The sequence below is a fragment of the Neobacillus sp. FW104-15D2 genome (assembly GCF_058790155.1).
Window position 1 is genome coordinate 1 of the sequence record NZ_JBYTCJ010000021.1, and the last position, 22,430, is coordinate 22,430.

The window sequence follows — 22,430 nt, forward strand, 5'->3', positions numbered from 1 at the left end:
AACACGGAAGTTAAGCTTCTCAGCGCCGATGGTAGTTGGGACATGCGTCCCTGTGAGAGTAGGACGTTGCCAGGCAAAAAAAAGACAACCTGTATGGGTTGTCTTTTTTTTGCGTTAAAATTAGCTCTATAATACATCTAGATCTTCAAGCGATTTGCACGAAAGTATTTTCTTCGTAAGTGTCACATTAGATAAGGGGTGACAGTCTTAGTCATCACCACAACATTTGACGGAACATATAAGGTATTATTTAACCTAAAGAAATATCTAAATTAGTGTCTATTTAAAAGGAGTAATGTGTATGACCATGAGAGTTGGAATTATCGGGGCGGGTGGTATTGCTGCTGGAGCCCATATCCCCAATTATCAAAACTATGGACCGAACGTAGAAGTGTTAGCAATCTCTAACCATAATAAAGAAAAAGCAGAAGTATTGGCAGAACAATTTTCCATTCCTTCTGTCTTTGAAAATTACCAGAATATGCTTGATGAAATGAAGTTGGATGCGGTAAGTATTTGTACTCCCAATAAATATCATGCTGAACAAACTATTGCTGCATTGTTAGCTGGATGCCATGTTTTGTGTGAAAAGCCCCCAGCAATTACTCCAGAAGAAGCTGCCCTAATGGAAGACATCTCAAAAAAAACCGGAAGGATATTAGCATATGGCTTCCATTATAGGTATTCCGCAGAGGTTCAAACATTAAAAAGATTTATTCAAGAAGATGAATTAGGAGAAATCTATGCAAGTACAGTTAAAGCTGTTCGTCGCAGGGGGATTCCGGGCTGGGGAGTATTTGCTAATAAAGAGCTTCAGGGAGGCGGTCCCCTTATTGATATAGGTGTTCACATGCTTGATAGTGCGTTGTATTTAATGGGGTACCCGGAACCGGATACTGTTTTTGGTACAGCTTATCAAAAGCTGGGGAATCGGAAGGGAGTAGGTCTTCTTGGAGATTGGGATTGGGAGAATTTTTCTGTAGAAGATATGGCCAGAGGTATGATTACATTTAAAAATGGTTCTTCTCTATTACTTGAAACCGCATTTGCTGCCAATGTAGAAGCATCGGAAGAAATGCAGGTATCCCTGATGGGTGAAAAGGGTGGAGCAAATCTTTTTCCTTTGAAGATTTTTCAGGAAAAGCATGGGACTTTAATTGATATTCAGCCAGTTTTTCTTTCTAAGCGAAATATGTACAAAGAGGAAATCCATCATTTTATAAACGCCATATTAGAAGGAAAACAGAACCTCTCCACACCTCGCCAGGGAGTGATTCTTCAAAATATTGTTCACGCATTATATGAATCAGCTTTAAAAGGGGAAGCCGTCAAGCTAGAGTTATAAAATCATCTATGAAAACAAGAGATAGTTTTTAATGACTGTTATCTAAGAGGGCTTTATTACGAGGGCTTTTGTTTGATGGGTATTTCACGCTAATGCTTTAATTTGTCATTTTTCAGCCAACTTTAGTATTGTTACATTTGAAAACTCTTTAAAAAGTGCTCTTGTTAAATACATAAGAGGTTAAACGAGAGGAGTCCTTATCCAAAATGGGTAAGGATATTTTTTATGGAAAAAAATAAAGAAAAAAATTTTCATATTTATGTTGATGAAAAAAATTTTCTTTCGTATAATAAGTTTAAGGGTTGAAAGTGCTTTCATTTTACCAGCCAAATAAAAAGATATTGATTGGTAATAATGATAGGACATGGGCTATGCCCACAGATCTTTTTACAAAGAAAAGGGGGAAATAAGAATGTCTCATTTAATAGTCACATTATTAGCTATTATTATCGTTATCATTGGGGTTTCATGGTTTAAGTGGCATGCGTTTATCAGCTTAACTGTTGCGACATTATTCCTGGCTATTTTTTCAGGTTTATCTATGGATAAGATTGTTAGCGGCATTGAAACAGGTGTCGGAGGAGCACTTGGACACTTAGTAGGCATCTTGGCACTTGGTACTATTTTAGGAAAGTTAATGGCCGAGTCTGGTGCAGGGGTTCAAGTAGCCAATTTCTTTGTACGTACCTTTGGAATCAAAAGGCTGCCTTGGGCAATGCTCCTTGCAGGATTTATTATTGGTCTTCCTGTATTTTTTGAAGTGGGAATTTTAATTGTACTTCCATTGGTTATTTCATTACAAAAAACATCTAAGCAGAATCTCTTGCTTATCGGTTTGCCAGCGATTGCCGGTTTATCCATTGTTCATGGATTGGTTCCGCCACATCCTGGAGCAATTGCAGCAATTGGAATTTATAATGCAAACATGGGCAGAGTTCTAATGTACTCCCTTATTATCGCAATTCCAACAGCCATTCTTGGAGGGCCGGTATTTGCAAAATGGATCTCTAAACGGGTTATTCCTGAAGGAGAACCTGTACTTATTAAAGTTGAAGAAGTGCAAAGGAAGCTTCCAAGCACAGGAATTTCTTTCTTCGTCATCCTGCTTCCTGTCATTTTAATGGTATTTTCTGCACTGGCTCCATACATTGGTTTGCCAGCAGGTTTCGCAAAATTCCTAGGATTTATCGGAAGTCCGTTAATTGCTTTATTAATCTCAGCTTTTGCAGCAATGTATTTCCTTGGTTTCCGTCAAGGATTGGATAAAAATCAAGTTAAAACTTTGATTGAAGAATGCTTTTTGCCAGTCGGCTCTATCATTGCGATCATCGGTGCCGGTGGCGGATTCAAACAAATCCTGATTGACAGCGGCGTTGGTACTACAATCGGAGATATGGCTCAACATTTCTCACTGTCACCTTTAGTATTAGCATTTATTATTGCAGGCTTAATCCGTATCGCAACGGGTTCTGCAACAGTAGCCCTTACAACTGCGGCAGGTATTGTTTCACCAATTATTCAGCACATGACTGGTGTTAACCTAGAACTTCTTGTTATTGCTACTGGTGCTGGTTCATTAATGTTCTCACACGTTAACGATGCTGGTTTCTGGATGGTTAAAGAATATCTTGGTTTGAGCGTTCCTGAAACCTTTAAAACATGGACTGTATTGGAAACGATCCTTTCATTCGTTGCTTTCGGTCTTGCTCTAGTATTGGATCTATTTGTTTAATATCATGAAAAGCTGGCTATGGGGTAATAATTAAACCCATGCCAGTTTTTTCTATTTGCGAAAAAAATTTTCATAGTTCGGTTTTTGTGTTAAAATTATTTTCGTATAATATGTATGAATGAAATATTTTTTCTCGCAAATTCTTTTGATTTTGATAGTAGAGGAGCGGCTATGGTAAAATGCTGAGATCCTTGATAACTTGTTTAAAAAAAACAGCCGCAAAGCTGTTTGAGAAGCACCATAGAATACTTAAAAAGTTCTAAAAGGAACATCCTATTGGTGTTGTAGGTTTAAGGAGGAAAAAATGATGGGCTCAAAATATGTCATCGGTGTAGATATTGGAACTACCAGTACAAAGTCTGTTTTATTTTCTGATAAGGGAAAAGTTATTTCAAGTCATGGAATTGAATATCCGCTTTATTCCCCTACACCTGATACGGCTGTGCAAGACCCTGAAGAAATTATGAATGCAGTGGTAAAAACGATTAAGGAAGCGATAGTAAAAGGCGGAATTCCTTCTTCTGAAATTGTGTGTGTTTCCTTTAGCTCTGCTATGCATAGTGTGATTGCGGTTGATCATGAGGGAAAACCCATTTCACCATGCATAACATGGGCTGATAATAGAAGTGCAAAATGGACTGAGAAAATAAGAAATGAGATGAATGGCCATAATATTTATCTTCGGACAGGTACACCGCTTCACCCGATGTCCCCGCTTTCTAAATTATTATGGATGAAAAATGAGGAACAGGAAATTTACTCAAAAGCATCTAAGTTCATTTCTATAAAAGAATATGTTTTTTATAAACTTTTTGGACGATATGTAATTGATTACTCCATTGCTTCTGCAACGGGAATGTTCAATTTGAAAGAATTAAAATGGGACGATGAGGCATTAAGAGTAGCGGGAGTATCCGCTGATAAATTGTCTGAACCGGTCTCTACCACCTTCAGCCTTACGGGTTTAAACGCTATGTACGCGAATGAAATGAACCTTTTGGCCGACACTCCATTTGTGGTAGGGGCTAGCGACGGGGTTTTATCAAACCTCGGAGTAAACGCGATTGAACCAGGTTCTCTTGCTGTTACAATAGGTACCAGTGGTGCAATACGTACGGTAACAGACAAACCAGTAACCGATCCCAAAGGACGTATTTTTTGCTACGCATTAACTGAAAATCATTGGGTTGTTGGCGGCCCTGTTAATAATGGCGGGATGATCTTTCGTTGGGTAAGAGACCAGCTTGGAGCTTCTGAAATTGAAACGGCAAAGAGGTTAGGTATGGATCCATATGAGGTTCTTACACAGATTGCGGCAAAGGTAAAACCAGGGGCTGATGGCTTGCTGTTCCATCCTTATTTATCTGGCGAACGTGCTCCTTTATGGGATGCAAATGCGAGAGGATCTTTTTTCGGGCTAGGCCTTCACCATAAAAAAGAGCATCTTATCCGTGCGGTCCTAGAAGGCGTTATTTTTAATCTGTATACGGTTCTTCTAGCTCTAAAAGAGTTAATCGGGGAACCTAAAAAGATACAGGCTACGGGCGGCTTTGCAAGGTCTCAGTTATGGCGGCAAATGATGGCGGATATATTTAACCAGGAGCTATATGTACCGGAAAGCTTTGAAAGCTCTTGTTTGGGTGCAGCTATTTTAGGATTGTACAGTCTTGGATTGGTGGATTCCTTAAATGTCGTTTCTGAAATGGTAGGAGCAAGCCACTATCATAAGCCTATCCAAAAAAATGTTGAGGTTTATCAGGAGCTTGCTCCTATTTATATCCATGTTTCCCGGTCATTAAATGAAGATTACCAGAGAATAGCAGCATTCCAAAAGAAATGGGTACATTAATAAATAAAAAACCTCACCTTTAATAGGTGAGGTTCTTGCCGTTTAAGAACTAGGTTCAATTATTATTTATTTTTGATAAAACACTCATATATAAAGCATCCAGCAGGCTTAACAGCACAATTCTCGAAGAAAGTGAAGAAGGCTCGTCGGTTCGGTTAGTAAAAGAATAGAGAGTTAGGTCTGCGTTTAAACTAACAGGTGACTGAGAAAAAACGGTTATGGCAATTAATGAGGCTTTGGTTTTTTTTATTGTGTCAAGGATAGTGATTGTTTCCTTGCTGCTCCCAGATTGCGAGACAATAACGGCGACATCATTTTGGGTTAATTGAGAAGCGGTTGTTAATTGAAACTGAGTTTCAAGGAACGCAGTTGCTTTAATTCCGGCATGTGAAAACCTTTGAAAGGCATCAAGTGCAAGGATGGAAGAGGTACCAGTGCCAAAAAATTGGACTCTATCTGCTTCTAGAATCAAATCCGAAGCTTTAGAAAAAGCATCATCATCCAGACGTTCGAGAGTATTTTCAAGAGATGTAATGGTATTTTTAAAAATTGTCTCGATAAGGCTATCATTATCATTGTTATCATTTTGAGGACTCTCTTTCTTATGTTCAGAACTTATTACTTCTGAAGCAAGAGAGATTTTCATTGCCTGGAACCCTTTAAAACCAATCCTTTTTGAAAAACGAAAAACAGTGGCATCCGCAAGATTTAAATCATCGGCTACTTCATTAATAGTCCGGTGGATCATAATCTCTGGTTTTTCCAGGATATAATCTGCAATTTTTTTTTCTTTCTCGCTTAACTTTGGATAAATGGAACGAATAGTTCCTAAACAATTTTGTGCCATTGCTATTTCCCTTTCTAGCGTTCCTAATAGGAGTATAGCATAATTAAAGGATGAAAAAAATTTTTATTGAAAACGTTTGCTGTAAGAAAATTATTTTTATTCATGTATAATTAAATAATAAAATAGATTCTCCAAGGAGTCGAAGAAGTTTTTCGAGGAGGCATTAGATTGTGCACACAACATATGTAATAGGTGTAGACATTGGAACAACAAGTGCAAAAGCAGTATTATTTTCAAAGGATGGTACTGTAGTGTCCAACTATAGTATTGAATATCCGCTGCACTCTCCTACACCGGAAACAGCTGAACAGGACCCGGAAGAAATCTTCAGGGCAGTTATAAACTCAATTAAAAAAGCTATACAGGGAAGCAACGTTTCCCCGGATGAAATCAAGTGTGTTTCATTTAGTTCCGTGCTCCATAGTGTTATAGCGGTTGATACAGCTGGTAAGCCATTGACAGAATGTATTACCTGGGCAGATAACAGGAGTTCTGAATGGGTGGAAAAAATCAAAACAGAAATGAACGGTCATGAAATTTACCTGCGTACAGGCACTCCAATTCATCCCATGTCTCCACTCTCTAAATTAGTGTGGCTAAGGAATGATTATTCAGAAGTATTTAACAGTACATATAAGTTTATTTCGATAAAAGAGTACGTTTTTAACAAGTTATTTGGCAGGTATATTGTTGATTACTCTCTTGCTTCAGCAACAGGATTGTTTAATATACATACATTAACCTGGGAAAGTGAAGCACTGGAAATAGCAGGGATATCACCTGAAAAACTGTCTGAACCAGTGCCTACCACCTATAAGATTGAAGGACTTAAAGAAGAGTATGCAAAAGAAATGAATTTGCTTCAATCTACTTCGTTTGTAGTAGGAGCAGGAGACGGGGTTTTGTCCAATCTCGGGGTTAATGCCATTCAACCGGGTGTTGTAGCGGTTTCCATTGGCACAAGCGGAGCGATTAGGGCAGTCGTAGACAAGCCAATGACCGATCCAAAGGGCAGAATCTTTTGCTATGCTTTAACAGAAAAGCATTGGGTCATAGGCGGGCCGGTTAATAATGGTGGTATGATCTTTAGATGGGTAAGGGATCAGCTGGGGGATACGGAGGTTTCCGCAGCTAAGAGACTAGGAAAGGACCCGTATGAGCTATTAACTGAAATAGCTGACAGGGTAACTCCGGGTTCTGACGGGCTGCTATTCCATCCTTATTTGGCTGGTGAAAGGGCTCCTTTATGGAACTTCAATGCCAGAGGATCATTTTTCGGATTGGGTATGCATCATAGAAAAGAACATCTAATTAGGGCTGTCCTTGAGGGTGTTATCTTTAACTTGTATACGGTTCTTCTTGCTTTAACGGAGTTAATTGGAGAGCCTCAAAAAATTCATGCTACTGGCGGTTTTGCAAGGTCTGAACTTTGGCGCCAAATGATGGCCGACATCTTTAATCACGAAGTATACATTCCGGAAAGCTTTGAAAGCTCCTGTCTCGGAGCAGCAATCCTTGGCCTTTATAGTCTTGGTGAAGTGGAATCTATAGAAGTGGTAGATAAGATGGTAGGTGCAACCTTTCATCACACTCCAAATTGTGAAAATGTCGCCATCTACCAGGACCTGACGCCGATTTATATACGATTATCCAGATTGCTTCAGGAAGAATACGAAAGCATCTCCGCGTTTCAAAAAAAATGGGTATAGGAACAAACAAAGGCTGTCCAAAATTGGACGGCCTTTATTCTTTATCTAAGGGTGATTTAATATCATCGTTATAAACATCAATGATAAGAGCACCGTTGGAAGAGATGACTGCATAATAAATGTCTTCCATTTTTAGCTTTCTTACTGAAAGTTCTTTTTCAAGCCAGGGCTTTGAATAACGGGAATTAAAATTTTTCTCAATGGGTATTCCGTCCATGATGATTTCTATAGGAAGGTTTTCCTGTCCAATTCTCCCTTGATAAAAATCTTGTTTGGTCAAAACTAGATGCTTTGTTTTTTTCATCACAGATAATTTACCACTTACCTCTAACAAAGCATAATCCACCTCTGAAAAATTGAAAATTCCTTGTTCCCTAAGCTGCTGGTTTAAATCATCAAGAGAATATCTTATCTTTTTCATATTGGAGTCGAGAATTTTTCCGTTTTCGATAACGACTGTTGGTTCTCCAGAAAACCATAATCGAAAGTGTCTGCTTCTTGATGAAATAATCGATACCAATAAGTACAGTAATATGAGAGTAAAGAAGGACGACAGCATTGGAGTGAAATGTAATGTAGTATGAAAACTCATATTCGCTATAAATGATCCGATTGTTATGGATAATGCAAAATTATAATGATTATTGTGGGAGTTAACCTGTTTTCCTATCCATGTGGAAATGACCATCAAAATAATGAAAGAGACACCAGTACGGAAAATAGAATCTAAGACATCTTCCAATCTTTTTCCATCCTTTACAAAGTATTATTCATTCCATTATTGACCAAATGATTAGATAATATGAAAATAATTAAAGGGGAGAGAAATGAGGGGAAAAGTTCATCTGTTTTTGAAGTGTTTTGAAATTTATAAAGCCACCCCTTGCTCAGAGATACCAATGAACTGCATTCAGGTGAGAAGGCCCTTCAAATCGGAGGCAGGCTTAACCATCATTACAGATCGAAGTACAAGCGGAAGAATACGAGCTTTAATCATTCCGAAGAGGTTTTACATTGCTATTGCCGATGGATTTATTTGAGGCGACAAAGAAATAAGCAGAATTGGGAAAAATAGTGGGAGCCACTTGCAGCGGGGGATACGAGCTTAGAAAAGCTAATTTATTAATGGTAATATGTTATTGAACCAAGAGCCTCATAGAAAAATTTCTCCTCATTAAAGCATCATAAAAAACCTCTTTGCAATTTTGATAAGGTTACTGTCTAGAGGTTTAAGTAATGCCTCCATGAACCTTTATAGACGGTTATCTAATAAAAGGATGGAAAATGAATCTTATGTAAAAAATTTTTCCCAACATCTTAAAAAGGATTTTGTCGATTTTGAAGGGAATACGACAGAGCAAGTTGAATAATAATGTAATACCTCTAATAAATTCAACAAAAAAAAATATATAGAGATAGAGTTTAAAGAGAGAGGAGCCAATAAATAATGGGGACAGAAAACATTAATTTTGGTGAAATACTGCATTCATTGAGAGTTTACAAGGGAATTGAGATTAAAGAATTGGCTCAGGGAGTATGCTCAGAAGAAGATCTTATCGAAATTGAAAAAAATAAAAAATACCCTGCCCTTGATCAAATTTATAAATTGGCAGAAAAATTAAATGTCGAAGTAAGCGACTTTTTTGACTTTGCAAATGCTGGGCCGGTGAACTATGTATCAGCTGTTTTTGAATTAATAAAAAAGTATAAAAGGGATCGAAATTACTCAGCTATCTTTGAAATTGTCATTACTGAAAAAACAAACCCTTTGTTTTCCCACCCCTCTAGTTCGCAATTTTTGTTGTGGCATGAAGCAATCTCAGAGTATTACCTTGAAGGGGAGAGTAAAAGGGATAAAAACGAAGTTGTAAAAAAACTTTATAGGGCCATCGAAATTACAAATCCATCAAAAAAGGGATTAACAGAGAGAGAAATAGAAATATTGACTTCTATTGCAATTATAGAGAAGGATGATTCAAATTATAACGAAGCTATTACTTTATTTAAAGAGGCATTGGAGGATATGGATAAATTACCAAGCCTAAGAGACTCAAGAGTACGGTTACGAACATTATTTGGTTTATCGCAAGCTCTAACAAAAGTAGAAAAATACGAGGAATCCTTAATTTATAGTAACAAGGGCATAAATCAATGTATTAATGATGAAATGCTATATTTATTTGGAGAATTTTATTGTCAGAGTGGCCTTAATTATATTAGTCTTGGAAAATTAAAAGAAGGTAAAGAGTATTTAGACAAGTCATTACAGACCTTTGAACTTCAAAACAATGAAAAATTTGTTAAATTAATAAAACTCGAAATGGAAAATGTTGTTCTATTATGATAATATTTACACAATTAAAACTATAGGAGGAACAAACATGAAAAGGCTTCTAAAAGTATCGCTTTTATCTTTCGGTATTCTTTCTGCTTCTCTAATGTTAAAAGATTTACCAAGCCAGCATAGCCCTCAATTAGCTGATTTACCAAGTCAACACGTGGTTACACCACCATTATTGGCTGACCTGCCAAGTCAACATGTAGTAACCCCACCATTGTTGGCTGACCTGCCAAGTCAACATGTAGTAACTCCACCATTGTTGGCGGATCTTCCAAGTCAACACGTGGTTACTCCACCATTATTGGCTGATCTACCAAGTCAACATGTAGTAACCCCACCATTGTTGGCAGATCTTCCAAGCCAGCACGTAATCTTTGGCGGTTCTGACTTAGCGTAAAAGTAGCATATTAATAAATAACTAGGGACTGGATAACTATATCCGGTCTTTTTAATTTTAATTACAATTACCTAGAGATATTTATTCTGAATAGTTTTATAATTATGGTTATAATTCCATTTTCAGGAAGGTGCATCTGATTGGTTAATTTCGATCTAAGGTATTGTCCCCAGTGTCTGGCGAAGCTTTTTATTAGAGAAGAGTTTAAGAAAAGGCTTATAGAAATCCTACAAGAGCATGAAATGGATAGGGAACTTTTTCTGGAAAAAGCTGAGGAGTTGCTGCTATGTGAGAATGCACCTTTTGAATTGCTGATGGATATTCGATTTGCGATAAAAACTGTAAATGCTAATCGGAATAATCTCATAGCAAAAGCTCTGGAGACAATAGGACATGATAAACTATGTTTTACTTGTGGATATAGCAATGCGGAAATTGAAGTTCTAAAACCAGTTCTGAAATCAAGATTCAGTCTGCGAAGCTTTTTTCTAAAGGCTCAACAGAAAAATATTTAAAACGGATTCCCCTTTCTCTGAAATGCAGAGGAGGGGATTTTTTTTGACTTTGACTGTGAAAATAGTAATCGGTTCTCAATTGAGAAGCTATGATATTATAACTGTTTTTTGCTGCTTGTATTGCCTTTAGAAAAGCGCCGATATACAATCCATTTCGGCACATTGAAAAAGGGGAGACATCAAGCATTGAAATTAACAGCAAATGAAAAATTAAGTATACAGCACGGAATAGCTTCTACGGTATCTACTACAGCAGTAAATGGATATATTCCACTTTTCGCCCTGGGCGTTCTTGGAGCAACCAACCAGCAAATGGGTCTTATAACATCATTGCCTTCCATCATTGGCATGCTTGCACTTATACCCGGAACCATGTGGTTAAATCGCTCCCAAAATATAAAGAATATAGCGGTAGGAACAACTTTTTTTACTAGGTTTCTATTTATGCTTATTATGTTTGTTCCGTTCTTATCCCATTCCTTGGCTGCATGGGCCCTTGTGGTATTAACAGGTTTATTAAATTTTCCAGGAGCGCTCTCAGGGCTTTCTTGGCAGTCGCTGATTGGGGATGTCGTGGAAGAAAAGAGAAGAGGGGAATTTTTTAGCACCCGCAATCGATTATCAACGATTACTGCAATGGCAGTAACTTTTGGAACAGGATTATACCTGCAGCACTTTGATAAAAATAGTGCTTTCCCTTATCAAATATTATTTGTGGCTGGCTTTTTATTTGCCCTAGCCGAAGTTTACTTTCTAATGAAGCACAAAATAGATCCAGGCCAATCCGCTAAACAAGAAAAGAACGAGCTTTCAAAACGAAAATTATCACTTGCAGTATTTACCTATAAGCCATATCTATCCTTTGTGATCTGTGGTCTTTTATTTAACTTTGGCGCACAAATGGCCTGGTCACTTTTCAGTATCTATCATATTAGAGAAGCTCACGCTACTGCATTATGGTTCAGTTTATTTTCAGTAACGAATCAGCTTGCCCAAATAGTCAGCATAAAGTGGTGGGCAAAAGCAGCAGACCGCTGGGGCAACACGATGGTATTATTCGTTGCTGCAGCAGGGATGGCAACTGCTCCTGCTTTGACTATTTTATCGGTTAATCTCGTGTATATTACGTTAATCAATCTATGGATAGGGCTTTTTGTTTCAGGAACTAACCTTCTTCTTTTCAATCAGCTTTTAAAGGCATCACCTGAAAAAAATCGAACCTCTTATATTGCCAACTATAATTTTCTCTTATCTGTGATTGGCTTTATAGCACCACAATTTGGTGTATACCTATTGAACCTTTATGGAATGAACTCTGCTATGATATTAATTTCACTGATAAGGTTTGCGGCAGGTTGTTCATTTCTTTTTGTAGCGTTAAGGGTTGAAAAAAGGCATGCGATTAAACCAGCTTAAATGTAGTAAACTAAGTTTATGGAAAAAATATAAATTAGGTGAACTATGACTGGAATCTATTTAAAAAGGATTTATGATCCTTATAGTGAAGAGGATGGAGAAAGAGTTCTTATAGATCGGGTTTGGCCAAGAGGAGTCAGCAAGGCGGAAGCAAGATTGTCTTTTTGGGAAAGGGAAATTGCACCCGATACAGAATTGAGAAAGTGGTTTAATCATAAACCTGAACGCTTTCAAGAGTTTAAAAAGAAATACCTCTATGAATTGCAAAATGTTGAAACAAAAAATCGTAAATTAAATGATTTAGTTGAATTAAGCAAAGATAAAACAGTTACTCTTTTATTTGCTACAAAGGACCCTATTTATAACCACGCCCAGGTTCTGCAAGAGGAACTGAACAGAAGGCTGAACTCCTGATGAAAATACCTTTTTTAAAGTTCTTTTTCTAAGACGATGTTAAGGGATTTTGTCCAATATAGATGCTCTAATGGCATTAAGATGAACCCTTTATGGGATTTCTTCCAATAGAGGCGATATAACGGACATTTTGATGGTCCCTTTATGAAGTGGTGTCCCAGAGAGGGCCTCGATGGCACTTTACCAGTCAGCTAGAGCAGAGCGTGTTTCTAAAATTCTTACTGAAGCTCTGCACGCTTTTGTCACTCAGCAACGCTCCGGATCTTTATCTTATTCTAAAAATCAAAAAGGCTGTCTCGCTTAAACCCGAGACAGCCTTTTGCATTTACCTCTTAACAGCTTCTTTACTTAATTTCTCCCATTCGCTCAAATGGACTACATGCATATCCGGTCTGGATTTCCCATCAATCAAAGCCAAATACTCGAGTGAATTTCCGTCAGGATCCTTAAAATAATAGGCGGCAGCAGGCATCCAAGGATGCACGACTGGTTCTGTTTTATCCAGCTTAAAGGAAGGGACGACGGAGATACCCCTTGCTCCCAGGAAATCAGGCACTTTCAGCAGCTCTTCAAGGGAAACATAAAAGGCGAAGTGTGATCGAAAAAACTCTTCTTCTGGAACCTCCCACACACCCAGCATTTGTTCTTTAATTCCTGGATCACCAAGCCAAAAGAAAGCTACTCTTCTTTCCTCAATAAAATGAGCTAGTTCAAAGCCAAGCCTTTTATAAAATTCTACTGCAGTTTCCAAGTTCATCGTATTTACATGTGTTTCATATAACTTTGCATTTTCCATAATAATCCCTACTGGTCCATATATTTATTTTAAAAGACAAAAGATAGCTCAGCATTATCCTTTCGAAGGAATATTTCTACATCAAAGGTCTGAATTTTTTCAATCAAAACATGTGATACTTTTTGTACATGTTGAATAGTTTTATAACTATAAGGCTAGTATTAAAATCTTTAAACTAGTTATTTGTTTAAAATTATTATAAATAAGTATTGATTTTTAATTGAGAGATGTTATCATTGGTTTTATAGCAAACAGATTAGATAAAAGAGGAGATGTTAAAATGACAAATAACAATCAAAAGCTTACAACAAGCTGGGGAGCGCCTGTTGGGGATAACCAAAATTCAATGACTGCAGGTTCACGGGGTCCGACTTTAATTCAAGATGTACATCTTCTTGAAAAACTTGCCCATTTTAACAGAGAGCGTGTTCCTGAAAGGGTTGTACATGCTAAAGGTGCGGGAGCACATGGTTATTTTGAAGTAACGAACGATGTTTCCGAATATACAAAAGCAAACTTCTTATCCCAGGTAGGAAAACGTACACCATTGTTTGTCCGATTCTCAACTGTAGCAGGTGAAAACGGTTCAGCTGATTCTGTACGGGATCCACGAGGCTTTGCTGTAAAGTTTTATACTGAAGAAGGAAACTATGACCTTGTTGGTAACAATACACCCGTGTTTTTTATTCGTGATGCGATTAAATTCCCGGATTTTATACATACACAGAAGCGCCATCCGGTCACTCATTTAAAGAATCCTACAGCGATTTGGGATTTCTGGTCTCTATCACCTGAATCACTTCATCAGGTAACGATTCTTATGTCAGATAGGGGAATTCCGGCAACCTACCGCCATATGCATGGTTTTGGAAGCCATACCTTCAAATGGGTTAACGCTGACGGTGATGGAGTTTGGGTGAAATACCATTTTAAGACTGAGCAGGGCATTAAAAACCTGACAGAGGAAGTCGGAACTCGTATTGCAGGAGAAAATGCGGATTACCATACTCAGGATTTGTTTAATGCCATTGAAAAAGGAGATTTCCCGGCCTGGAAGCTGTATGTTCAAATCATGCCGCTGGAGGATGCCGAAACGTACCGATTTGATCCATTTGATGTAACGAAGGTTTGGTCACAAAAGGATTACCCATTAGTAGAAGTAGGACGTATGGTACTTAACAAGAATCCGGAAAATTACTTTGCGGAAGTTGAGCAGGCTACATTCTCACCAGGAACCTTGGTACCAGGTATTGATGTATCACCGGATAAAATGCTTCAGGGACGTTTGTTTGCTTATCATGATGCACACCGCTACCGTGTGGGTGCGAATCATCAGTCGCTTCCAATCAACCGTCCTCGGAATGAGGTTAACAACTATCAGCGTGATGGTCAAATGAGGTTTGACAATAATGGCGGCGGAGCTGTCTATTATGAGCCAAATAGCTTTGGAGGGCCAAAGGAAACACCTGAAAATAAGCAGGCACCGTTCGCAGTAGCTGGTGCAGCTGACAGCGTTGGTTACGATCATAATGATCATTATACACAGGCAGGAGATTTATACAGGCTGCTGGGTGAAGAGGAAAGAGAGCGCCTTGTTAACAATATTGTTGGCGCTATGAAGCCGGTGGAAAGTGAAGAAATTAAACTTCGCCAGGTACAGCACTTCTTTAAAGCAGATCCAGAATACGGAACTCGTATTGCAAATGGGTTGGGGCTTGCATTGCCGCAGGAAGTATAAGATAGCAAAAGAAAGCCGTTCCTCAAAATAGGAACGGCTTTTCTCTGTGGCTTAGTTAGCTATTTTTATAGATGGATTTAATGGTTCGGTTTCAGTAACTGTTTCTGGATGGAATTCATTCTCGGTTTTAGCGATTACTACAGTTGCAACCCCATTACCAATCAGATTTGTTATAGCGCGTGCTTCAGACATAAAGCGGTCAACACCTAGAAGCAGGGCAATACCTTCAACTGGAATGCTTGGGAATGCAGCTAAAGTAGCAGCAAGTGTAATAAAACCTGAACCTGTTACACCAGCAGCACCCTTTGAGGTAAGCATAAGGATACCAAGGAGAGTGATTTGCTGCCATACAGACATATCAACACCATAAGCCTGTGCAATAAACATAGCTGCCATTGATAGATAGATAGCAGTACCATCAAGGTTAAATGAGTAGCCAGTTGGAACAACTAACCCAACTACTGACTTGGAACATCCGTATTTTTCAAGTCTTTCCATCATTTTTGGCAAAGCTGATTCCGAAGATGAAGTTCCTAAAACAAGCAGGATTTCTTCTTTAATATAAGCAATAAACTTTAATATATTAAACTTGTAAAGTTTTGCAATTGTTCCTAAAACCACTAGGATGAAAAGTGCCATTGTGATATAAACAGAGCCCATCAATTTTCCAAGTGAAAGAAGCGAAGCTACTCCAAACTTTCCGATAGTAAAAGACATGGCGCCATAAGCAGCGATTGGTGAAAGCTTCATAACCAGGTTTGTAATCCCGAAGAATACATCTGCGAGTTTTTCAAGAAGGGTAACAACTGGTTTCCCTTTCTCGCCCATTGCGGCAAGGGCAAATCCAAACATGACTGCAAAAAAGAGAATGGGAAGCAATTCGCCTTTTGCCATAGCAGCAATAATATTATCTGGAATGATATTCATAAAGAATTCAACTGCTCCGTGGCTCGCTGCTTTGGCCTGCTCTGTATATTGTGAAATGTCTCCGCCTTTAGCCCCAGCGGTATTGAAGCCATGTCCAGGCTTGATGACATTCACAACAAGAAGTCCAATTGCAAGAGCAAATGTCGTAACAATCTCAAAGTATAGCAGGGCTTTTCCCCCGATTCGCCCTACTTTTTTCATATCTCCCATACTTCCGATTCCTATTACGACAGTAAAAAATACGATTGGTGCGATAACCATTTTGATTAATTTAATAAATGCGTCTGCAAGAAGCTTTAATGAATCGGCCCACTGAGGAAAGATAATTCCTGTTATGATACCAAGAACGATTGCAATAAGAACACGAACCGTAAGATTATTTAGTGCTTTTTTCATTTAAAATCCCCCTTTGTTTGATTTGATAACGCTTTCATCCCTTGCTTTAATATTAGCCAAATATTTAGAAAAATTGTCTTTTAGGTGCTATTGTTCGTTTTGTTCATTTAGGTCATGAACTTTTTAAAATAAAGGCTTTTTAAGCTTATGTCGATTTTGCAATATGCTGATTGTGCTGTAGGCGCGAAACTCCTGCGGGGAAAGCTGTTAAAGGGAGACCCAACAGGCGAAAGGAATGGAGGAGAAAGAAGAACGGAATTGTCTTGTTCAGCACCGACAAGCGGTGGCCGGCTAAATAAAATCGCCACGCCCTGTGGCGATACCGGCACTATTATTTCATGTGCGCCGAAGGGCCTGACGATGAATCGTTCTTTGCTTAAAACATCAGGATTGAAGCAAACTCAAGGGGCTAGGCGAGGAAGTTGACAGGCTTCTAAAACGATCGCGGAAAGCGAGCGCCGGAAGCGAAAATCAACAGGAAAGAAAAAAAGAGGGGAAATCCCCCTCTTTGTGCTATTTGGTATTCTGTATTTTTTTTATTAAGTCATTGCTTTTTTCATCGTTAAAATCACGATAGAGAGGATGGAAAGCCTTCATCCATTCCTTTTTTTCCTGATTGCTTAATGAATGAATCTGTATAGGTGAACTATTTTTAATTTCTTTAAGCTGTTTAGTGTTCATTTTCGTAGATTCCTGTAAAATCCAAACAGTAGTTTCCTCCATAGCATTCTGAATCTCATCTTGAATCTCAGGGGAGAGGCTTTTCCAAAACTTCTGATTGATAACTACGATATATCCTAAATATCCATGATTGCTGATAGTCATATACTTTTGGAGTTTATAAATCCTCTTGGAGTAGATATTAGATATAGAATTTTCCTGTCCATCAACCTTGTGATTTTCCAAAGATTGATAAACCTCGTTAAACGAAGTAATGACAGGTTTAGCGTTCAGAAGGTTAAATTGTTCTGTAATCACTTTGCCAGGCATTACCCTGAAAGATTGACCTTTAAAATCAGAAGGGTGAATAAGAGGCGTTTGGCATGAAGTCATTTGCTTAAAACCATTACTCCAAAAAGCCATTCCCTTGATTTGCTGCTGGTCCACCATACCTAGAAGCTGACGGCCGACCTGGCCGGTAAAAATAGCTTTTACATGCCGGTCATCCCGGAAAATAAATGGCAGGTCAAGCACCTCCAGGCTGGGGACAATATCTGTCAGTTTAGAATAAGAGGGAGCAATCATCTGAATTTTCCCATCCTGTAGAGCTTTAAGCTCATCACTGTCAGAGTAAAGAATCCCATTTGGATAAACCTCTACTCTAACTTTTCCGTGAGTCTTTTTCTGGACGAGCTCAGCAAACTTCTGAGCAGCAAGACCTTTAGGGGTATTTTCAGCAACTACATGGCTGAAACGAATAACTACTTGATCTTTTAATCCTTTTTGCTCATCGTCCGCCGGGACTTTAGTGCGGTCAAAAAAACCTTCGGTACTGTTCATTACAAATATTATAAGAAGAGATAAAATTAGGCATGCTGAGAGGATATACCATTTCATTCTAGAAAACTCCCATTCTCAATTACCGTCTTAATAAAGTTTAAATTGTACCAGGATAATTTCTTTTTTCAAATTTATAATATCATTTTTTCAATTAAATGATTTAAGAAATCAGTTAGGATTGCTACAATACAGTAAAAAAGATTTTTTATACTGGCGGTCGAGCGCATTGAAAATAAATCTTGGCAGAATGCCAATCCACTGGAAGATTACGATATTAACATTTTTTATTGTTTTCGTTACTTTGCTTCTCCTGGGCATTTTTCTTGTAAATGAATTTATCCAGTCAAATGAAAACGAATTGAAGGAAAGGGCCATGATTACAGCCAGGAATGTGTCTGAGCTTCCTGGAGTTTTGCCCAATATGTTTAAAACGGGGAAGCCGTCGGAATCACTGAATAACATAGTTGAAAAAATAAGAATGAATAACAAAGCTGAGTATATTGTGATTTTGAATATGGATCATGAAAGGCTGACACATCCGCTTCCTCAGATGAGAGGCACCATCTCAAAAGGAGACGATGAAGGCCCGGCCTTTGCAGAAAGTTCATATACCTCTAAAGCAAGAGGCGAAATTGGGACGGTAATACGTGCTTTTGTACCCATCATAGATAAGGACCATCAGCAGGCTGGAGTAGTTATCGCAGGGTATCGTCTTCCAAGTGTTTGGGAAACCCTTCTATCAATTAAAAAAGAGCTGTTTTTAATAGGTGGAATGTGTCTATTTCTTGGAGGGTGGGGAGCATGGCTCCTGGCGGCCCAGATTAAGAAGCAGATGTTTTATCTGGAGCCTTATGAAATTGCCAGATTAGTAACAGAAAGAACGGAAACCTTCAACGCCATGCATGAAGGTATTATTGCTATCGACAGCAATGAAAAAATTACACTCTTTAACCGTAAAGCCTATGAGATTTTAGGGATTACTGGAAATGTTATCAGCATGCCGATCAGAGAGGTTTTGCCTGATACTTATCTGCCGGAAATTCTTGAATACAATCAGGGGATTTATAATAAAGATTTATATATTAATAACAGGACAATAATCAGCAACCGTTTCCCGATTATTGTCAAAGGAGGGACCATTGGCGCAATCGCTGTTTTCCAGGATAGTACTGAAGTAAGAAAGCTTGCAGAAGAATTGACTGGAGTAAAAGCGTTTGTCAGTGCTCTTCGGGCGCAGACTCACGAATATTTGAACAAGCTTCATACGATTGCCGGTCTTATTCAGCTGGGGAAAAATGAAGCAGCCCTCGAATATGTTTTTGATGTCTCGGAAACGCATGGAGAAATAACTAGATTTCTAAGTAAAAATATAAAGAATGACAGCATTTCGGGTCTCCTATTAAGTAAGATTTCGAGAGGGACGGAGCTTGGTATTCTAGTTTCAATTGACCGAAGCAGCACTCTTCAGCAGCTTCCGGATACTTTAGATCATCATGACCTGGTATTGATTCTTGGTAATTTGATTGAAAATGCTTTTGATTCTTTTAAAAATAAAGACAGCAGGGAGAACGAGATTTATCTCAGCATTCAACAAACCGACGAATTTTTATCAATATTGGCTGAAGACAATGGCTGTGGAATTTCAGAGAAGGATCTTCCGCATATTTTTGAATACGGCTTTTCTTCAAAAAGAGCAGAGGGCCGTGGAATCGGCTTATTCCTTATTAATCAGATTATCGAAAAGGGGAAAGGGGATGTCCATGTGGATTCGGCCATTAATCGGGGAACAGCCTTCACGATTACCTTCCCCATGAAAATAGGAGGCGCTTATGATTGATGTAGTTTTGATTGAAGATGATCCAATGGTTCAGGAAGTTAACCGGCAATTTGTCAGTATGGTTGAGGGGTTTCAGGTCACAGGTATTGCTTCAAATGGTAAAGAAGGTATGAAGCTAATAAAGTCCAAAAGGCCTAATTTAGTTTTAATTGATGTGTATATGCCTCATCTAAATGGACTCGAAACGATGACGCTCCTTAGGGCTGAACAAATTTCAGTGGACGTTATTGCGATTACGGCTGCGAGTGATATAGAAACCGTTAAGGCATTCCTTCAGAACGGGGCTTTTGATTATATTATGAAACCCTTTAAGTTTGAACGATTGAAAAAAGCCCTTGTAAATTACAGAAACTACTATGAAAAAATAAACAGGCTGGAAAATGTGTCACAAAAAGAATTAGATGCATTGCTCCATACACTGCCGAAGGAGAATTCAGCCCCAAATCAGCTGCCAAAAGGACTGCATGAGGTTACTTTGAAAAAAATTTATGCTCATTTGAAAAATACCAAGGCTCCCCTGTCAGCTGAGGAGGCAGCGGATGAGATAGGGATTGCCAGGGTCACGGCCAGAAGATACCTGGAATACTTAGAAGGCAGCGGTCAGGTCACCCTTGATGTGACATATGGAGGGATTGGCAGGCCCATTAACAGATATATCATAAAAGAATAATGGCTTGCATATTCTTTTGCAGAGGATTATATTAAATAGAAATAAAGATGATTCATAATCGAACGTTTTATGTAAAAACATCTTAAATGTTCGTGATTTGGTTTGACATTACCTGTTTTAGATTGCTATGATAGTATTAATCAAATAATTTACACCTCGTATAATAATGGGAATATGGCCCATGAGTCTCTACCCGGCTGCCGTAAATAGCCGGACTATGAGGGAGAGTTTTTCTATTTCTGCATATAAGCTGTATGCATAGGCTTTTTTGTTTGCGTACTTTTTCTATTGCCCGGAATGGTTTGCTTTCTCTTATAGAGAAGACAATCCATTTCGGGCTTTTTATTTTTTCAAGGGAGAGTGGAAGTTTTGCCTGATGTTTCAGTCATTATGGGAAGCAAATCAGATTGGGAGACGATGAAAAATGCATGTTTGATATTGGAAAAACTGCATATTGATTATGAAAAAAAAGTGATCTCAGCCCATAGAACTCCTTCTTATATGTTTGACTTTGCTGAAAAGGCGAGAGAAAGAGGCATTAAAGTTATTATCGCCGGAGCCGGTGGTGCCGCACATTTGCCGGGTATGGTTGCTGCTCTTACTACCTTGCCAGTAATCGGAGTTCCGGTTCAGTCAAAAGCATTAAACGGCTTGGATTCTCTGTTATCCATTGTACAAATGCCCGGCGGGATTCCGGTAGCAACAACAGCTATAGGAAAAGCGGGAGCTGAAAATGCCGGATATTTGGCTGCACAGATACTGGGAGCCTTTGATTCTAATGTGGCAAAAAAGATTGCTGAAGCCAGAGAAGAAATGAAAAGTAAAGTAATGGAAAGCGGTGAGGAGCTTGTCTAATAAAGTGATTCTACCTGGACAAACAATTGGAATAATCGGCGGTGGCCAGCTTGGCAGAATGATGGCACTGGCTGCTAAAGCACAGGGATTTCGAATAGCTGTTCTTGATCCGGAGGAGAAGTCACCATGCGGCCAGGTTGCTGACATCGAAGTTACAGGCGGGTATAACGATATGGAGGCAATTCGCACGCTGGCAGATATTAGCGATGTTATTACATATGAATTTGAAAATATAGATGCTGAAGCACTTAATTGGCTTTGTCAAAATGCCTATGTTCCCCAGGGAGAAAGAGTATTGAAAATTACCCAGGATAGGCTGAATGAAAAACAAGCAATCCTCGAGGCGGGTCTTCATCCTGTTCCATTTGAAAGAGTGGATGAAGAGGAGGAATTGGCGCAGAAAATAAATAGAATCGGCGGTTTCCCAGCGGTTTTAAAAACCGCAAAGGGAGGATACGACGGAAAAGGCCAATATGTTCTTCGGAGTGAAAGTGATACAGAAATGGCAATAAGACTGCTGGCAAATGGGCCATGCGTACTTGAAAAATGGATTGAGTTTGAAAAAGAAATTTCAATAATAGTTACTAGAAAAATAGATGGGGAGATTAAATTTTTCCCTGCCGCTGAAAATGTCCACAAAAATAATATACTGCATAAGACCATTGTGCCTGCCCTAATTTCGGATGACACAGAGCAAAAAGCCAAAAGAATGGCTGGAAGGCTTGCTGATTATCTTGAGCTGGTAGGGACCCTAGCTGTTGAAATGTTTGTCGGTAAAGATGGAGAACTTTATATAAATGAAATGGCTCCACGTCCTCATAATTCTGGCCACTATACCATTGAGGCCTGTGAAACATCTCAGTTTGAACAGCATATACGTGCTATCTGCTGCTGGGATTTGGGAAGTACAGAGCTTTTAAAACCGGCAGTTATGTATAACATATTAGGCCAGCATCTTGAACCGCTTTTGGAAACTATCCCTGCACCGGCAGATTGGAAAATTCATTTATATGGAAAAAAAGAGCCTAGAGAAAATCGAAAAATGGGGCATATCACCATTTTAGAGGAATCTCTGGAAAAGGCAGAAGCGTCCGCCGCAGCAAGTCTGATTTGGAATGAAAAAACAGCAGAAGGGATGAAGTGAGC

The 22,430-nt window shown here is 38.7% G+C and carries 19 protein-coding genes, 1 rRNA gene and 1 riboswitch; of the genes, 15 read left to right on the plus strand and 5 right to left on the minus strand.

What is annotated here, in order from left to right:
- The 4 genes from rrf to gntK (AC3WR0_RS16435) all read left to right on the plus strand — a co-directional run.
- A 5S ribosomal RNA gene (gene rrf / locus AC3WR0_RS16420) occupies positions 1-75 on the plus strand; the annotation flags it as partial.
- Between the two features lie 220 nt (positions 76-295).
- Entirely contained in the window at positions 296-1,345 is a 1,050-nt protein-coding gene (locus AC3WR0_RS16425; protein ID WP_492553317.1) for a Gfo/Idh/MocA family protein, read from the plus strand.
- A 412-nt stretch (positions 1,346-1,757) separates the two neighbouring features.
- The gene (locus AC3WR0_RS16430) at positions 1,758-3,077 is read left to right on the plus strand and encodes a GntP family permease (protein WP_492553318.1); all 1,320 of its coding nucleotides are present in this window, start codon (positions 1,758-1,760) and stop codon (positions 3,075-3,077) included.
- A 304-nt stretch (positions 3,078-3,381) separates the two neighbouring features.
- Entirely contained in the window at positions 3,382-4,926 is a 1,545-nt protein-coding gene (gntK, locus tag AC3WR0_RS16435) for a gluconokinase (protein ID WP_492553319.1), read from the plus strand.
- A gap of 55 nt (positions 4,927-4,981) precedes the next feature.
- On the opposite strand, the gene AC3WR0_RS16440 is transcribed toward gntK (AC3WR0_RS16435), so the two are convergent.
- Positions 4,982-5,773, minus strand: coding sequence for a MurR/RpiR family transcriptional regulator (locus tag AC3WR0_RS16440; protein ID WP_492553320.1), 792 nt, complete (start codon positions 5,771-5,773; stop codon positions 4,982-4,984).
- Positions 5,774-5,943: 170 nt separating this feature from the next.
- Between AC3WR0_RS16440 and gntK (AC3WR0_RS16445) the strand changes: the two genes are divergently transcribed.
- Positions 5,944-7,482, plus strand: coding sequence for a gluconokinase (gene gntK, locus AC3WR0_RS16445; protein WP_492553321.1), 1,539 nt, complete (start codon positions 5,944-5,946; stop codon positions 7,480-7,482).
- Between the two features lie 34 nt (positions 7,483-7,516).
- Here the strand turns inward: gntK (AC3WR0_RS16445) and AC3WR0_RS16450 are convergent, their stop codons facing one another.
- Positions 7,517-8,224, minus strand: a complete 708-nt coding sequence (locus AC3WR0_RS16450; protein WP_492553322.1) for a DUF421 domain-containing protein — start codon at positions 8,222-8,224, stop codon at positions 7,517-7,519.
- Between the two features lie 705 nt (positions 8,225-8,929).
- On the opposite strand from AC3WR0_RS16450, the gene AC3WR0_RS16455 reads away from it, so the two are divergent.
- The 5 genes from AC3WR0_RS16455 to AC3WR0_RS16475 all read left to right on the plus strand — a co-directional run bounded on the left by AC3WR0_RS16455 (position 8,930) and on the right by AC3WR0_RS16475 (position 12,565).
- Positions 8,930-9,826, plus strand: coding sequence for a helix-turn-helix domain-containing protein (locus AC3WR0_RS16455; protein ID WP_492553323.1), 897 nt, complete (start codon positions 8,930-8,932; stop codon positions 9,824-9,826).
- Between the two features lie 37 nt (positions 9,827-9,863).
- Positions 9,864-10,220: a hypothetical protein gene (locus AC3WR0_RS16460; protein ID WP_492553324.1), complete on the plus strand. Its 357-nt coding sequence runs from the start codon at positions 9,864-9,866 to the stop codon at positions 10,218-10,220.
- A gap of 242 nt (positions 10,221-10,462) precedes the next feature.
- Positions 10,463-10,735 carry a hypothetical protein gene (locus tag AC3WR0_RS16465; RefSeq protein ID WP_155900175.1) on the plus strand — a complete coding sequence of 91 codons (273 nt, stop codon included), beginning with the start codon at positions 10,463-10,465 and terminating at the stop codon, positions 10,733-10,735.
- 186 nt (positions 10,736-10,921) lie between these two features.
- Complete coding sequence (locus AC3WR0_RS16470; RefSeq protein WP_492553325.1) at positions 10,922-12,151, plus strand: MFS transporter; 1,230 nt, start codon at positions 10,922-10,924, stop codon at positions 12,149-12,151.
- Between the two features lie 45 nt (positions 12,152-12,196).
- Entirely contained in the window at positions 12,197-12,565 is a 369-nt protein-coding gene (locus AC3WR0_RS16475; protein WP_492553326.1) for a DUF488 domain-containing protein, read from the plus strand.
- Between the two features lie 325 nt (positions 12,566-12,890).
- On the opposite strand, the gene AC3WR0_RS16480 is transcribed toward AC3WR0_RS16475, so the two are convergent.
- On the minus strand, positions 12,891-13,361 hold the full coding sequence (locus AC3WR0_RS16480; RefSeq protein ID WP_492553327.1) for a VOC family protein: 471 nt from the start codon (positions 13,359-13,361) through the stop codon (positions 12,891-12,893).
- A 280-nt stretch (positions 13,362-13,641) separates the two neighbouring features.
- On the opposite strand from AC3WR0_RS16480, the gene katA reads away from it, so the two are divergent.
- Entirely contained in the window at positions 13,642-15,099 is a 1,458-nt protein-coding gene (katA, locus tag AC3WR0_RS16485; RefSeq protein WP_492553328.1) for a catalase KatA, read from the plus strand.
- 51 nt (positions 15,100-15,150) lie between these two features.
- On the opposite strand, the gene AC3WR0_RS16490 is transcribed toward katA, so the two are convergent.
- Both AC3WR0_RS16490 and AC3WR0_RS16495 read right to left on the minus strand, forming a co-directional pair.
- A complete protein-coding gene (locus AC3WR0_RS16490; RefSeq protein ID WP_492553329.1) occupies positions 15,151-16,422 on the minus strand; it encodes a dicarboxylate/amino acid:cation symporter in 1,272 nt (423 codons plus the stop codon).
- Positions 16,423-16,935: 513 nt separating this feature from the next.
- Complete coding sequence (locus AC3WR0_RS16495) at positions 16,936-17,979, minus strand: DctP family TRAP transporter solute-binding subunit (protein ID WP_492553330.1); 1,044 nt, start codon at positions 17,977-17,979, stop codon at positions 16,936-16,938.
- A 190-nt stretch (positions 17,980-18,169) separates the two neighbouring features.
- Here AC3WR0_RS16495 and AC3WR0_RS16500 point away from each other — a divergent pair, with 190 nt between their 5' ends.
- From AC3WR0_RS16500 to purK, 4 genes are all read left to right on the plus strand, one after another.
- A complete protein-coding gene (locus tag AC3WR0_RS16500) occupies positions 18,170-19,759 on the plus strand; it encodes an ATP-binding protein (RefSeq protein ID WP_492553397.1) in 1,590 nt (529 codons plus the stop codon).
- Positions 19,752-20,429 (plus strand): response regulator, encoded by a 678-nt coding sequence (locus AC3WR0_RS16505; protein WP_492553331.1) that lies wholly within the window; start codon positions 19,752-19,754, stop codon positions 20,427-20,429. The genes AC3WR0_RS16500 and AC3WR0_RS16505 overlap by 8 nt, the downstream gene beginning before the upstream one ends.
- Before the next feature lie 136 nt (positions 20,430-20,565).
- A riboswitch (purine riboswitch) is annotated at positions 20,566-20,667 on the plus strand.
- A 152-nt stretch (positions 20,668-20,819) separates the two neighbouring features.
- On the plus strand, positions 20,820-21,284 hold the full coding sequence (gene purE, locus AC3WR0_RS16510; RefSeq protein WP_492553398.1) for a 5-(carboxyamino)imidazole ribonucleotide mutase: 465 nt from the start codon (positions 20,820-20,822) through the stop codon (positions 21,282-21,284).
- Complete coding sequence (gene purK, locus AC3WR0_RS16515; RefSeq protein WP_492553332.1) at positions 21,277-22,428, plus strand: 5-(carboxyamino)imidazole ribonucleotide synthase; 1,152 nt, start codon at positions 21,277-21,279, stop codon at positions 22,426-22,428. Before purE ends, purK begins: the two co-directional genes overlap by 8 nt.
- The last annotated feature ends 2 nt before the right edge of the window (positions 22,429-22,430 follow it).